This is a genomic window from Corallococcus terminator (assembly GCF_003611635.1).
Taxonomy (GTDB): Bacteria; Myxococcota; Myxococcia; order Myxococcales; family Myxococcaceae; genus Corallococcus; species Corallococcus terminator.
The window spans coordinates 1-13,239 of the sequence record NZ_RAVZ01000284.1; the positions used below are offsets into that span (position 1 = coordinate 1).

Below are 13,239 nucleotides of genomic sequence, written 5' to 3' on the forward strand. Positions count from 1 at the left end.
CCCGTGGCGCCCCCCCCTCCCCTGACGCCGGAGCGGGAGCACGCCAGCGCCCTGTCACTGCTCGCCATGCTCCAGCGCGAGGGTCGCTTCCTGGACTTCGTGCAGGAGAACGTGGCGGCCTTCCCGGACGCGGACGTGGGCGCGGCGGCCCGCATCGTCCATGAGGGCTGCCGCAAGGTGGTCCACCAGTACCTGACGCTCCAGCCGGTGTTGCCGCAGGGAGAAGGCGACAAGGTGACGGTCCCCGCCGGTTTCGATGCCCAGCGCATCCGGTTGACGGGCAATGTCGCGGGACAGCCTCCCTATGGGGGCACGCTGCGGCACCACGGCTGGGTGACCACGGAGGTGAAGTTCCCGTCCGTGAGCCCGGCCATGGAGCCCCGGGTGCTGGCCCCAGCGGAGGTCGAACTCGCCTGACGCCCTTCCGGGCCGCAAGGCAGCGCTTTTGACGTGAAGTCCCCTTCCCTTCCAGGTGAAAGGATTCAGGGGCCCCTCATGAGGGGTTCCTGACCGATATGGCCCGATACGCAATCGGCATCGACCTGGGCACCACGCACTCCGCGGTGTCCTACTTCAACCTCGAGGACGGCAAGCCGCGCGGCCCCTCGCAGGCCATGCTGCCCGTGCCGCAGGTCACCGCGCCCGGCACCGTGGAAGCGCGCCCGCTCTTGCCCTCCTTCCTGTACCTCCCCAGCGCGCAGGAGTTTCCCGAAGGAAGCCTGGGGCTGCCGTGGAACCCGGAGCCGGGCGTCATTGTCGGTGACTTCGCCCGCTCGCATGGGGCCAAGGTGCCCACGCGGCTCGTGTCCTCCGCGAAGAGCTGGCTGTCGCACCCGGGCGTGGACCGGCGGGCGGCGCTCCTGCCCTGGCAGGCCCCGGAGGAGGTCCAGCGCGTGTCCCCGCTGGATGCCTCCGCGCGCTACCTGCGCCACCTGAAGGAGGCGTGGGACCACACCTTCGCCCGCGCGCAGGAGGAGTCCGGCAACGCCCTGTCCGAACAGGAGGTCATCGTCACCGTCCCGGCGTCCTTCGACGCGGCGGCGCGCGACCTGACGCTGGAGGCGGCGAAGGCGGCGGGCATCGCGCACATCACCCTGTTGGAGGAGCCGCAGGCCGCGCTGTACGCGTGGCTGGAGGCGATGGGGGAGAACTTCCGCCGGCAGGTGCAGCCCGGCGAGGTCATCCTCGTCGTCGACGTGGGCGGCGGCACGTCCGACTTCTCCGTCATCACCGTGAAGGACCGCGAAGGAGACCTGGAGCTGCTGCGCGTGGCGGTGGGCGACCACATCCTGCTGGGCGGCGACAACATGGACCTCGCCCTGGCGCACACGCTCAACCAGCGCATGGCCGCCGAGGGCCGCAAGCTGGACGCATGGCAGTTCAACGGCCTCACCTACGGGTGCCGGCACGCGAAGGAGACGCTGTACGCGGACCCTTCCCTGGACCGCGTTCCCATCGCCATCCCGGGACGGGGCTCGTCGCTCATCGGCGGCACGCTGCGCACGGAGCTGACGCGCGAGGAGTTGGATCGCGTCCTCACCGACGGCTTCTTCCCGGTGTCCCCCGTCACGGACCTGCCCCGCACGGCGCGGCGCACGGGCCTGGCGCAGATGGCGCTGCCGTACGCGCAGGATCCGGCGGTGACGAAGCACCTGGCGGCGTTCCTCACCCGGCAGGCGCAGGCGCTCGCGGCCAGCTCGGATTCGCCGGTGGACGTGGCGGGCAAGGGCTTCCTGCACCCCACCGCGGTGCTCTTCAACGGCGGCGTCTTCAAGGCGGGACCGCTCAAGGGCCGCGTGATGGAGGTCCTCAACGCGTGGCTTTCGGCGGAAGGCGCGCCCCCGGCCAAGGAGCTGGAGGGGGCGGACCTGGACCTCGCGGTGGCTCGGGGCGCGGCGTACTACGGCTGGGTGCGCCAGGGGCATGGCCTGCGGATCCGCGGTGGCACGGCGCGCGCGTACTACGTGGGCGTGGAGACGGCGATGCCGGCGGTGCCGGGCATGGAGCCCCCCGTGAAGGCGCTGTGCGTCGCGCCCTTCGGCATGGAGGAGGGGACGCAGGCGGACGTGCCGCCACAGGAGTTCGGCCTCGTCACCGGGGAGCCCACGAGCTTCCGCTTCTTCGCGTCGTCGGTGCGGCGCGATGACCGGGTGGGCGTGCTGCTGGACGACGTGGACTCGGAGCTGGCGTCCGGGGGGCTGGAAGAGGTGGCCCCCATCGAGACGACCCTGCCCGGACAGGCCACGCCGTACGGGGACCTGACGCCGGTGAACCTCCAGGCGGCGGTGACGGAGGTGGGCACGTTGGAGCTGCGGTGCCTGGAGAAGGATGGCCCCGGGCGCTGGAAGCTGGAACTCAACGTGCGCATGAAGGAGTAGAAGAGGCCCCGTACACCGGAGGCGTATGCGAATCGTTGGCATCGACCTGGGCACCACCCATTGCGCGGTGGCTTCCGTGGATCCAGGCAAGGGGGCGGGGGCGCCCGTCGAGGACTTCCCCCTGCCCCAGCTCGTCCGTCAGGGCGAGGTGGCCCCGCGCGCGCTCCTGCCGTCCACCGTCTACGTCCCCGGCGGCCACGAGCTGGCCCCGGAGTCGCTGCGCCTGCCCTGGGGCGACGACGGCGGGCCGTGGGTGGTGGGCGAACTGGCCCGCTGGCAGGGGGCTCGCGTTCCGGGCCGGCTCATCGCCAGCGCCAAGAGCTGGCTGTGCCATCCTGGCGTGGACCGCTCCGCACCCATCCTCCCGTGGGGTGCTCCGGCGGACGTGCAGAAGCTGTCCCCGGTGGACGCTTCCGCCCTGCTGCTCACGCACATGGCCCGCGCGTGGGACTTCGCCCATCCGGACGAACCGCTCGCGAAGCAGGAGGTGGTCATCACCGTCCCGGCCTCCTTCGACGAGGCGGCGCGCGCCCTCACGGTGAGCGCGGCGCGCAAGGCGGGGCTGGAGAAGTTCACGCTGCTGGAGGAGCCGCAGGCGGCCTTCTACGACTACACCGCGCGGCACCGCTCCGGCCTGGAGCAGACGCTGTCCCAGGTGCGGTTGGTGCTGGTGGTGGACGTGGGCGGCGGCACCACCGACTTCACGCTGGTGCATGCGGGCGTGTCGCCGGAAGGGCCCATGCTGCGGCGGCTGGCGGTGGGCGACCACCTGATGCTGGGCGGCGACAACATGGACGCGGCGCTCGCCCGGCGCATGGAGGAGAAGCTCTCCAAGGACGGCCGGCGCCTGTCCGCGACGCAGTGGACGCAGGCCATCCAGGCCGCTCGCACCGCGAAGGAGGAGCTGCTCGGCCGCGAGCCTCCGGAGAAGTACGGCCTGTCGTTGATCAGCGAGGGCAGCCGGCTGCTGGGCGGCACGCTGTCCACGGAGCTGGGGCGCGAGGAGGCGCACGCGCTGGTGCTGGACGGCTTCTTCCCGCTGTCGCCTCCGGAGGAACGCCCCCGTCGTACGGCGCGCATGGCGCTCCAGGAGCTGGGGCTTCCGTACGTGCAGGATCCGGCCGTCACCCGGCACCTGGCGGCCTTCCTCGCGCAGCACGCGGCGGCGGGGTTCGCGGCGCTGGGAGAGACGCCCGCGACCGAGGGCGCCCTGCCCCGCCCCGACGCCATCCTGCTCAACGGTGGCGTGTTCAACTCGCCCCAGATTTCGGCGCGGCTGGTGGACGCGCTGTCCGCGTGGTGGCCTCAGGCTCCGCGCATCCCGCTGTTGAAGCATGAGTCGCTGGAGCTGGCCGTCGCCCGGGGCGCGGCATACTACGGGCTGGTGCGCCGGGGGCACGGCCTGCGCATCGGCGGTGGCGCGGCGCGGGCGTACTACGTGGGCCTGCAGCGCGGCGCGGAGAGCGAGGAGCAGCCCACGCTCTGCCTCATCCCGCGCGGCTTCGAGGAGGGGCAGAAGGTGGACCTGGGCGAGCGCCCCTTCACGCTCACCCTGGGCCGTCCGGTGCAGTTCGCGCTCTACTCCACGACGAGCGACCGCATCGACAAGCCGGGGGACCTGGTGCCGCTGGCGGACGACCTGAAGCCGCTGCCGCCCATCCACACGCTGCTCAAGGGCGCGTCGGGCAAGGTGACGGAGGTGCCGGTGCACCTGCAGGCGGCGCTCACGGAGATTGGCACGCTGGAGCTGTTCTGCGTGTCCGACGTGGCGGACGAGCGCTGGCGCCTGGAGTTCGAGCTGCGCGGCACTGGCGGCTCGCACGAGCTGACCATCACGGAGTCCATGCCCGCGCGCTTCGCCGAGGCGAAGGACAACGTGGAGCGCGTCTACGGCAACAAGCCGCTGCCGCTGGGGCCCAAGGACGTGAAGCAGTTGTCCCGCACGCTGGAGAAGGTGCTGGGCCCGCGCGACACGTGGCGAGTGCCCGTGCTGCGCGAGCTGTGGAGCACGCTGTACGCGGGAGCCAGCAAGCGCCGCCGCACGGATGATCACGAGCGCGTCTTCTACAGCCTCACCGGCTTCTGCCTGCGCCCCGGCTTCGGCTACCCGCTGGACGGCTGGCGCGCGGAGCAGACCTTCAGCCTCTTCGACGCGCTGGTGCAGCACCACCAGGACAAGGCGGTGTGGACGGAGTTCTGGGTGATGTGGCGCCGCATCGCGGGCGGCCTCACCGAAGCGCAGCAGCAGAAGCTCTTCACCTACCTCCAGCCGCACCTGGCCCGGCGCATCCCGCTGGAGGCACCCGCGCCGGCCGGGAAGATCAAGGGCATCCAGCCCGAGGGCCTGGACGAGATGGTCCGCACCGTGGCGTCGCTGGAGCACCTGTCCCCGGGCGACAAGACGGAGGCCGGCCGGTGGATCGCCTCGCGCCTGAGGGTCGAGTCCCGCTCCGGGGGCCCGTGGGCGTGGGCCCTGGGTCGGCTGGGCGCGCGCGTGCCGCTCTATGGCAGCAGCCACAAGGTCGTGGATGTGGAGACCGCGGAGACGTGGCTGGAGCTGCTCCTGATGCTGGACCTGCGCAAGGTGGACGGGGCGCCCTTCGCCGCCGCCCAGCTCGCGCGCCTCACCGGCGATCGCACGCGCGACCTGGATCCGGAGCTGCGGGAGCGCACGGCCCAGGCGCTCGTCGCGGCGAAGGCGTCCGACACCTGGGTGCGGATGGTGCGTGAGGTGGTGGCGCTGGAAGCCGCGGATGAGGCCCGGGCGCTCGGCGATACCCTGCCGGCGGGCCTGCGGTTGTCCTGATCCGGGCGGGTACGAAATGCCCCGACGCCTTGGCGCGGGGCGCTGGCTGCAACGGGGACGACGTCCTCAAGGACTGAACGAGGGCCGACGTCCCAGGTCGCATCGAAAGTTCGCGGGCATCCGCCTCACCGCGTGGCCCCTCCTGGAAACCCGCGCGGATCCGCTCCAGCGGGATCACAGCGCTGGCGCGAAAGGCGTGCCCCGGGTGGTTCAGGGACGGATCAGCCCAGGTGCGTCAGCAGCCCGTGGGTCGCTGGAACCACCCTGTCGGGCGGATCCATCCCGTGTGGGGCGCGAGCGTTGATCGCGCACCCCACCCCAGGTGGGACATCCCACGGCCCGTGGATCAGACCGGGGCGGGGGCCGTCACGTCGGTGTCGTCGGCCTTGGCCTGGACCGCCGGGGTCAGGTCGACCAGCGTCGGCTCCACCGGAGCCGCGTCGAGCGGCACGCCAGCGACGACGACCTGGAGGACCGCCTCCACGGGGACCGCCGCCACGACCGTGGTGGTGGCCTGGGCCTCGCCCTTCTTGGGCTTCTTCGTGCCCGCACCCGAGCGGCAACCCCGGCACCACGGCTGGTTGCGGATGGCGCCGTCCGCCATCTTCCGCAGCCCGAACTGCGCCAGGGGCCTGAGCGTCTTGCACTTCAGGCACATCAGCGAGATGAGCACCTCGTGGCCGTCCGCGTCGTAGACGGAGGACTTGCGCCGCTTGCGCGGCTGCCCCGGCTCACGGCCCTTGTCCTTCTCGGGCACCACCGGGACCATCATCGGGGTCACTTTGTAGAGCATCTCTCGTCCCTCCCACGCACGAACTCCTGCTTGCACACGCTGGCTCAGGGCCCGGCTTGCAAGGGATCTCGCGTGCCCTAGAGTAGGGAGGTTTCCGCCCGTTGGAAACTGATCCCAGGCCGAAAATTCGGCCCGGGCGCCTTTCGCTGATCTTTCGCTGGGTTGCGCGTCCGTTCAGTGCCAGCGGATCAGCGGAGGGAGAAAATTTCCAACCGCAGGGCCCCTGGGTTTCAGGGCTTCGCGTCGGCGCAGGGAGCGTCGCTCTGGACCATGTGAACGCGTCCAAGTGCCGGTGGCTTCAGGGTATTTTTCTGCGTGCGGCCATGCGCGACCAGCACCTCGCGCAGGTCCCGTCCCTGCAACAGGCTGATCCGCTCCCGTGGCAGCGTGGACGTCAGCGGCCCTACCCCATCGCCTCCGCGCAAGAGGAAGTCCGGCACGGCGACCCGGTAGGTTCCCTTCGCCTTCAGCGGCGCGCCTCCCGGCAGCGTCACGCCCTTGAACCGCTCCGGCCCCGCGCAGGCCGCAAGCGTGACCTCCAGTCCGGACACCGCGAAGACCCCCATGCGGCCGCCGTACGCCAGCGAAAGGAAGCGGCGCAGCTCGTCCGCCGACAGGTCCAGCACCGCCAGCGAATTGTCGAAGGGCAGGACCTCGTAGAGCTTCCCGAACGTCAGCGGACCCGCGGGAAGATCCGCGCGGATGCCGCCCGCGTTCATCACCGCCGCGTCGGAACGGGCCTCCTTGCGCATCGCGTCCGCGATCAGGTTCCCCAGCGCGCTCTCCGCGTCGTACACCTGCGGCATGCGGGCCTGGATCTCCACCCCCACCGGGCGGCGCTGCTCCACCTCCACGAGCACCTCCGCCGGGGCCACCAGCGCCTCCACCCGTGCATCCGGCGTCACCGGCGCCCCCAGGAACGTGGCCGGCACCATCCGCACGTCCTTCGCGCCGCGCAGGCGCAGCGGATCACAGGTGTTCAACGTGGCGTCCACGGCGCCGCACACCGGGATGGCGGCCTGGATGCGGGTGCGCTCGGGCAGCACGCGCCGCTTCACCGGATCCACGTAGAGCTCCACCACACCGAACGAGCGGGCCATGCCCGTCGTCTCGATGACCGGCACGTCGCCGAAGAAGTGACCCATGGTCTGGTGCGTGTGACCCGCCACCACCGCGTCCACGGAGCCCGGCGGCAGCGCGTCCAGCACCGCGTAGATTTCGCCGTCCTCCCGCGAGCACCCGGAGTTGTCGCGCGGGTTCGACAGGTCCGTGCACTTGCCGCCCGCGTGCGCGACGGCGATGACGACCTCCGCGCCCTGCTCGCGCAAGGTCCGGGTGGCCTCCAGCGCGGACTGGGCGAGCGATTCGAACTTCAGGCTCACCACGTTCGCGGGGTTGGTCGTGTCCGGCGTCTGGAGCGTGGACAGGCCCAGGAGCCCCACCTTCACGCCCTTCACCGTCACGACCGTGGTGCCGTCGTTGCCCAGCCATGCGGGGTGCGAGCCGTCCTTCTCACGCACGTTGGTGGACAGGAAGGGGAACTTCGCCTGCGCGACGCGGGCCTTGAGCGCGCCCAGCGGATCCTCGTCCGGACGCGTGGCCATCGGGCCCGGCCCCACCGGTCCGTAGTCGAACTCGTGGTTGCCGATGGCGACCGCCGTGTACCCGAGCAGGTTGTACACGTCGACCACGATGGCGCCCTCGCCCAGATTGGACGCCAGCGTGCCCTGGAACAGGTCGCCGCCGTCCACCAGCAGCACGCCGCCCGGGTTGTCCTCGCGCAGCCGGGCCACGTAGGACGCGAAGAGCGCCGCGCCCCCCTGCTCCACCTTCTGCCCGTCCGGCAGCGTGGCGCGGTGGGGCATCACCCAGCCGTGGAAGTCGTTGGTCCCCACCAGCGTGAGCCGCACGGGCTCCACGACGGCGGGAGGAGCGGAGGGCGTGACGGCGTCGGCGACGGGCTGGGGCCCACCCCGGCAGGCGGAGATGAGCGCCGCGAGCGCCAGGGCGGTGAGGCGGAAGGTGCGCATGGGGCGCGCACTTCATCCCGCGCCCCCCTCGCTTTCAACCTGCTTCGCGCTTCCCTGCTCAGCTTCGGCGGCGCCGACCCCACAGCGCCATCGCCAGCAGGCCCAGCATCGCGGCGGAGGACACCGACGTACTGGAGCAGCTACAGCCGCTGTCGTCCGTGTCGTCGCCGCTCCCGCCCGGGTTGCCGGGGCCCGGGATGATGACCGCGCCACCATCCTGCCCCGTGCCACCGTCTGCGGTGCCGCCATCGCCCGCGCCACCATCCACCTGCTGCGCGATGACCAGGGGTGGAGAGAACCCCCGGGCCACGCTGCCCCATGAGGCGAGCTTCAGGTTGTCGCCCAACGTGCTGCTGCTCTGGCCGTCATGCGCGACGAAGAGCCCTTCCGGGAAGCCCGCGCCCAGACGGCCCGAGTACGCCACCGCGCCGCGCGACAGCTCCACGCCGTCGGTGCCGCCGTCCTGATCCAGTTGGAACGAACCCACCCGGCTCAGCGTGCGCCGGTCGAAGACGACGAAGGTATTCGCGTTCGGATCCGAGACCACGAGGTAGCCGTCCACGCCGGACGCCTCGTACAGCGTCAGCCTGCCGACCGACGTCAGGCCGGCGTCGCCCAGCGGCGCCACCTGCTGGCCCTCGATGCCGGCGTCCGCGTTCGCGCCGTAGCGGTAGAGCCCCTGCCCCTGCTGCGCCACGTAGACGGCGCGCTGGGAGGGGTCCACCGCGAGGCCCGTCACGAAGCCGGTGTTGATTTCACGGACCAGCGCGGCCGTGACGCCACCATCCGTGGGGGTCAGTTCAAGCTGCCGCAAGCCCCCGCCCGCGAGCCCGCCAAAGGCCTGGAACGTCCCGTCCGCCCCCCGGGTCAGGCGCACCGTCCCGTAGGAGACGCCCACATCCAGCGGCGCCGCCTGGGGCGCCAGTCGGGTCAGCCCCCCGCCCGCGTCGGGCGTGGAATCCACCACGTAGGGCACCAGGCCCGACAGCGTGGGGTTCGCGCTGAGCACCAGCGCCTGCGTCACGCCGTCCCCCACGGGGAAGCCGTACACCACGTCCACGCTCGCCGACGTGCCCTCGGTGATGGCCTGCACCTCCGTGCCGTCCAGCGTGTAGGCGAAAAGGCCATTGTTCCGGTCCGACGTGAAGAGTCGGCTGGCCCCGGGGTTGGAGGCATTCACCCACAACGCCACATCGTCCACGGTGCCGCCCCCGGAGCGGGCCCCGGGCTGGGTCTGGGACTGGTAGGGCACCACGACCGGAGGCGTCTGCGCCCCCGCGGCCGTACTCACGAGGACGGCCGTCAAGGCGGAGAGAGGGGCACGTCGCATGGGCAGCTCCTGGGCAGGTCGCTCCCTACCTAGCCATGGGCAGGGGCCAGTACAAGTTCCAGGAACCCTGGAACGGTTGGCAGACAGCGAAAGGCTCGGGTACAACGAACAGGTCTCCCAGCGAACAGACAAGGGCCATGGCCAAGCGCGCACTCATTACGGGCATCACCGGGCAGGACGGCAGCTATCTGGCGGAGCTGCTGCTCAAGAAGGGCTACGAGGTGCACGGCATGGTGCGCCGCTCTTCCGAGGAGAAGTTCGAGCGCATCGCTCATCTCCAGGGGAAGGTGACGCTGCACCAGGGAGACCTGCTCGACCAGTTCTCGCTGGCGGCGCTCTTGAGCCTCACGCAGCCGGACGAGGTCTACAACCTGGCGGCGCAGTCCTTCGTGCCCACGAGCTGGAACCAGCCGGTGCTCACCGGTGAGTTCACGGCGCTGGGCGTGACGAAGATGCTGGAGGCCATCCGCCACACCCGCCCCCAGGTGCGCTTCTACCAGGCGTCCTCCAGCGAGATGTTCGGCAAGGTGCTGGAAGTGCCGCAGACGGAGGACACGCCCTTCTACCCGCGCAGCCCGTACGGAGTGGCCAAGGCCTACGGCCACCACATCACGGTGAACTACCGCGAGTCCTTCAAGCTGTTCGCGGTGAGCGGCATCCTCTTCAACCACGAGTCGCCCCGCCGTGGCCTGGAGTTCGTCACGCGCAAGGTCACGTACAACGTGGCGCGCATCAAGCACGGCCTCCAGGACAAGCTGCCCATGGGCAACCTGGACGCGAAGCGCGACTGGGGCTTCGCGGGCGACTACGTGGACGCCATGTGGCGCATGCTCCAGCAGGACGAGCCGGACGACTACGTCGTCTCCACCAACGAGACGCACACCGTGAAGGAGCTGGTGGAGATCGCCTTCGCGCGCGTGGGTCTGGACTATACGAAGTACGTCTTCACCGACCCGGCGTTCGTGCGCCCGGCGGAAGTGGACCTGCTCATCGGCGACGCGGCCAAGGCCAAGAAGAAGCTCGGCTGGGAGCCCACCGTCCGCTTCAAGGAGCTGGTGGAGATGATGGTCGATGCCGACATGGAGCGCGTGAAGGCAGGGCAGCGGTAAGATGCGCGTCCTCGTCACGGGAGCGGATGGCTTCGTCGGCCGGCATGCCTGTCACGCCCTTCGGGCGGCCGGCGACGAAGTGGTGGAGGTGCATGGGCCCCGAGGCGAGGGCATCAGCAGCACCGCCCTGCATTTCGACATCGCCGACGAGGCGAAGGTCAAGGCGGCGGTCGCCGAGGTGAAGCCGGAAGCCGTGCTGCACCTGGCCGGCTTCAGCTCGGTGGCCAAGAGCCACCAGAACCCCGCGCGCGTCTTCGCGGTGAACACCATGGGCGTGCTGCACCTGCTCACCGCCCTGCGCGAGAACGCCCCCAAGGCGCGCGTGCTGGTGGTGGGCTCGGGTGAAGTCTACGGCCCCGTCGCGGAGGGCACCCTCGCGACGGAGTCGCACCCGCACGTGCCCCTGAGCCCGTACTCGGCGTCGAAGTCCGCCGCGGAGCTGGCCGGGGAGCAGTTCTTCCGCAGCTACGGCATGGAGGTCATCCTCGCCCGGCCCTTCAACCACCTGGGCTCGGGGCAGGACCCCACCTTCGTCGTGCCGTCGTTCGCCGCCCAGATTCGCGCCATCGCGCTGGGCACGGTGGACCCCGTCCTGCGCACCGGCAACCTGGACGCCATCCGCGACTTCTCCCACGTGAAGGACGTGGTGGACGCGTACCGGCTGCTGCTCGCGAAGGGCGAGCCGGGGCAGGCGTACAACGTGTGCAGCGGCGAGGGCCGCACCATCCGCAGCCTGCTGGAGGAGATGCTCCACCTGGCCGGCGTGCAGGCGCGCATCGAGTTGGATCCGGCGCGGCTGCGCCCCTCCGACATCCCCAGCCTCGTGGGTTCGGCGGACAAGCTGCGCGCGCTGGGCTGGTCCCCGAAGCTCTCCGTCGCGGATGCGCTGCGCGACGTGCTGGGCCCCCGGGTGGGCGGCGCTCCGTCGCACTGACGGAAAAGCGCCCGTCCTGGCGTGCCTCACACGGGGTGCGCCAGGGCCTCCCAGGCTTCGAAGCGCCGGTCCAGCGCGGTGAGGGCCCACAGGTCCGCCGCGTTGCCCGGTGTCAGGGCGGCCAGGTCGCGCTGGAGGTACTGGCGGGCCTGGACCTCGCCCCACTCGGACAGGATGCGCAGCGCCATCAGCGACGGCTTGCGCGCCACCATCCGCAGCAGCACGTCCACCACGCGCGGGCTGCGCTCCGCGGCGGACAGCCGCTGCACCGCTTCGTGACGCGACTCCGGCGTGGAGTCCTCCGCCTCCAGGGGCGCGGCCAGCTCCTCGAACTTCGCGACGTCCAGGAGCGCGGTGGGACGCATGCTCTCCCAGTGCTCCACCGTGACGGTGGTGCGGCCCTTGGCGACGCACTCGCGGCGGATGCCGTCCCCTCGCAGCACGTCCAGGATGCGCTCCGGTGCCGGCGTGCCGCCCTCCACCGTGCGCAGCGCGCGCTGCGACAGCATGGGGGACTGGCCCATCAGGTGCGTGCGCAGCACCGTGGCCTCGGCCGTCTTCTCAGCGCCGGAGGGCACGCGGTCCCACTTGAGGAACACCTCCGCCATGCCGCGCTCGCGCACGTACCAGCGGTACTCCAGCCACACCGCGCCCCCGCGTCCGGAGAAGCGCGGGTCGGAGGGCTCGTGGAGGCGGGATGCGCCCTCCCGGGTGCCGGTGAAACAACGGTCCAACAGCTTCTGGGCTTCTTGAAGTCGCATGGCGGGCGGACGGGCATTGTAGGAGGCCCCGTCAGGTTCCTCCATCGCCATGCGTTCGTGTATAAATAACACCAAGACTTTGGGAGGCAGCGATGGGGACGCAATCGCGGTTCACGTTCTTCTGGCAGCAGGGCTCGCCGTTCTCGCAGTGGCACCCCTGCGTGTTCGAAGTGGAGGGCGTGCGCTACACCTGCGCGGAGCAGTACATGATGGCGGGCAAGGCGCGCCTGTTCGGGGACACGCGCGTGCTGGAGCAGGTGCTGCGCGCCACCACGCCCAAGCAGCACAAGGCGCTGGGCCGCAAGGTGAGTCCGTTCGACGCGGGGCTGTGGGAGCGCGAGCGCGAGCGCATCGTCTACGAAGGCAACCACGCGAAGTTCACGCAGCACCCGTCGCTGCTGGACGCACTGCTCGCCACCGCGGGCACGGAGCTGGTGGAGGCCAGTCCCATGGATCGCATCTGGGGCGTGGGCCTGGGCGCGGAGGACCCTCGCATCCAGGACCCCGCCACCTGGAGGGGGATGAACCTGCTGGGCAAGGTGCTCACCCGCTTGCGCGAGGACCTCATCGCGCAGGGGCACACCTCCGTCCAAAAACACTGAGGCATGCAAGGGGACCCTCGTTCGAGCGGGGTCCCCTTCCGTCCTCCGGACGCGTCCGTCAGAACTTGAACTGGGCGGACTGCTCCGGCATGCCGTTGAAGTCCAGGTGCAGCGTCCCTCGGTCGCCGTGGCCCTTCTCGCTCCACTCCTGCTTCAGGAGCGACAGGTCGAACGACAGGTCCTTGTAGACGAGCGCCTTGCAGCGGTCGCTGTTCGAGTCGTGCAGCACGGTCAGCTCCGCGCGAGGCTCGCCCTTCGCCGTCTTCGTGAACCGCCCGTCCCACGCGAGACCGTAGCGGTGCACCTTGCAGCCGCCGCCATGCCGCACGCCAAGCTTCAGGATGTTGCCCTGGACGCTCTGCGATTCGATGGCGATGGGGTCGCGGGGCGCGGGCGTCTCGGTGACCTCCAGCGGCAACACCTCCTCCGCCTCCTTGACCTCCGCGGCTTCCGCCGGAGACGGGGCCTTCTGCTCCGGAGGCGTCACGGGGGTGGG

11 protein-coding genes are annotated in these 13,239 nt (G+C 70.9%); 6 read left to right on the forward strand and 5 right to left on the reverse strand.

All coding sequences use genetic code 11. The annotated features are described in order from the left end of the window. The 3 genes from D7V88_RS30995 to D7V88_RS31005 all read left to right on the forward strand — a co-directional run. On the forward strand, positions 1-417 hold a 417-nt coding region (locus D7V88_RS30995), incomplete at its 5' end, for a DUF2760 domain-containing protein (protein ID WP_147448935.1). Between the two features lie 98 nt (positions 418-515). Then, complete coding sequence (locus D7V88_RS31000; protein ID WP_120544232.1) at positions 516-2,378, forward strand: Hsp70 family protein; 1,863 nt, start codon at positions 516-518, stop codon at positions 2,376-2,378. Positions 2,379-2,403: 25 nt separating this feature from the next. Continuing rightward, positions 2,404-5,184: an Hsp70 family protein gene (locus tag D7V88_RS31005; protein ID WP_120544233.1), complete on the forward strand. Its 2,781-nt coding sequence runs from the start codon at positions 2,404-2,406 to the stop codon at positions 5,182-5,184. Between the two features lie 346 nt (positions 5,185-5,530). Here the strand turns inward: D7V88_RS31005 and D7V88_RS44735 are convergent, their stop codons facing one another. The 3 genes from D7V88_RS44735 to D7V88_RS31020 all read right to left on the reverse strand — a co-directional run bounded on the left by D7V88_RS44735 (position 5,531) and on the right by D7V88_RS31020 (position 9,337). Beyond that, positions 5,531-5,977: a hypothetical protein gene (locus tag D7V88_RS44735; protein ID WP_244238489.1), complete on the reverse strand. Its 447-nt coding sequence runs from the start codon at positions 5,975-5,977 to the stop codon at positions 5,531-5,533. Positions 5,978-6,207: 230 nt separating this feature from the next. Continuing rightward, positions 6,208-8,007 (reverse strand): bifunctional metallophosphatase/5'-nucleotidase, encoded by a 1,800-nt coding sequence (locus D7V88_RS31015; RefSeq protein ID WP_120544234.1) that lies wholly within the window; start codon positions 8,005-8,007, stop codon positions 6,208-6,210. 58 nt (positions 8,008-8,065) lie between these two features. Next, entirely contained in the window at positions 8,066-9,337 is a 1,272-nt protein-coding gene (locus D7V88_RS31020) for a myxosortase-dependent phytase-like phosphatase (protein ID WP_120544240.1), read from the reverse strand. 137 nt (positions 9,338-9,474) lie between these two features. Here D7V88_RS31020 and gmd point away from each other — a divergent pair, with 137 nt between their 5' ends. Together gmd and D7V88_RS31030 are read left to right on the forward strand one after the other, a co-directional pair. Next, a complete protein-coding gene (gene gmd, locus D7V88_RS31025) occupies positions 9,475-10,446 on the forward strand; it encodes a GDP-mannose 4,6-dehydratase (RefSeq protein ID WP_120544235.1) in 972 nt (323 codons plus the stop codon). Position 10,447: 1 nt separating this feature from the next. Continuing rightward, positions 10,448-11,380 (forward strand): GDP-mannose 4,6-dehydratase, encoded by a 933-nt coding sequence (locus D7V88_RS31030; protein ID WP_120544236.1) that lies wholly within the window; start codon positions 10,448-10,450, stop codon positions 11,378-11,380. Positions 11,381-11,406: 26 nt separating this feature from the next. On the opposite strand, the gene D7V88_RS31035 is transcribed toward D7V88_RS31030, so the two are convergent. Then, entirely contained in the window at positions 11,407-12,141 is a 735-nt protein-coding gene (locus D7V88_RS31035; RefSeq protein WP_167509890.1) for a hypothetical protein, read from the reverse strand. Between the two features lie 92 nt (positions 12,142-12,233). Between D7V88_RS31035 and ybiA the strand changes: the two genes are divergently transcribed. After that, positions 12,234-12,743 carry a riboflavin biosynthesis intermediates N-glycosidase gene (gene ybiA, locus D7V88_RS31040; protein ID WP_120544238.1) on the forward strand — a complete coding sequence of 170 codons (510 nt, stop codon included), beginning with the start codon at positions 12,234-12,236 and terminating at the stop codon, positions 12,741-12,743. Positions 12,744-12,801: 58 nt separating this feature from the next. Here ybiA and D7V88_RS43225 read toward each other — a convergent pair. Continuing rightward, positions 12,802-13,239, reverse strand: a 438-nt coding sequence (locus D7V88_RS43225; protein ID WP_158625191.1) for a hypothetical protein, incomplete at its 5' end; no start/stop codon positions are given.

Excerpts from the sequence above, each read along its gene's own strand:
- D7V88_RS31000 (WP_120544232.1), top strand. The coding sequence starts at position 516 with ATGGCCCGATACGCAATCGGCATCGACCTGGGCACCACGCACTCCGCG.
- D7V88_RS31005 (WP_120544233.1), top strand. The coding sequence starts at position 2,404 with ATGCGAATCGTTGGCATCGACCTGGGCACCACCCATTGCGCGGTGGCT.
- D7V88_RS44735 (WP_244238489.1), bottom strand. The coding sequence starts at position 5,977 with ATGCTCTACAAAGTGACCCCGATGATGGTCCCGGTGGTGCCCGAGAAG.
- D7V88_RS31015 (WP_120544234.1), bottom strand. The coding sequence starts at position 8,007 with ATGCGCACCTTCCGCCTCACCGCCCTGGCGCTCGCGGCGCTCATCTCC.
- D7V88_RS31020 (WP_120544240.1), bottom strand. The coding sequence starts at position 9,337 with ATGCGACGTGCCCCTCTCTCCGCCTTGACGGCCGTCCTCGTGAGTACG.
- gmd (WP_120544235.1), top strand. The coding sequence starts at position 9,475 with ATGGCCAAGCGCGCACTCATTACGGGCATCACCGGGCAGGACGGCAGC.
- D7V88_RS31030 (WP_120544236.1), top strand. The coding sequence starts at position 10,448 with ATGCGCGTCCTCGTCACGGGAGCGGATGGCTTCGTCGGCCGGCATGCC.
- D7V88_RS31035 (WP_167509890.1), bottom strand. The coding sequence starts at position 12,141 with ATGCGACTTCAAGAAGCCCAGAAGCTGTTGGACCGTTGTTTCACCGGC.
- ybiA (WP_120544238.1), top strand. The coding sequence starts at position 12,234 with ATGGGGACGCAATCGCGGTTCACGTTCTTCTGGCAGCAGGGCTCGCCG.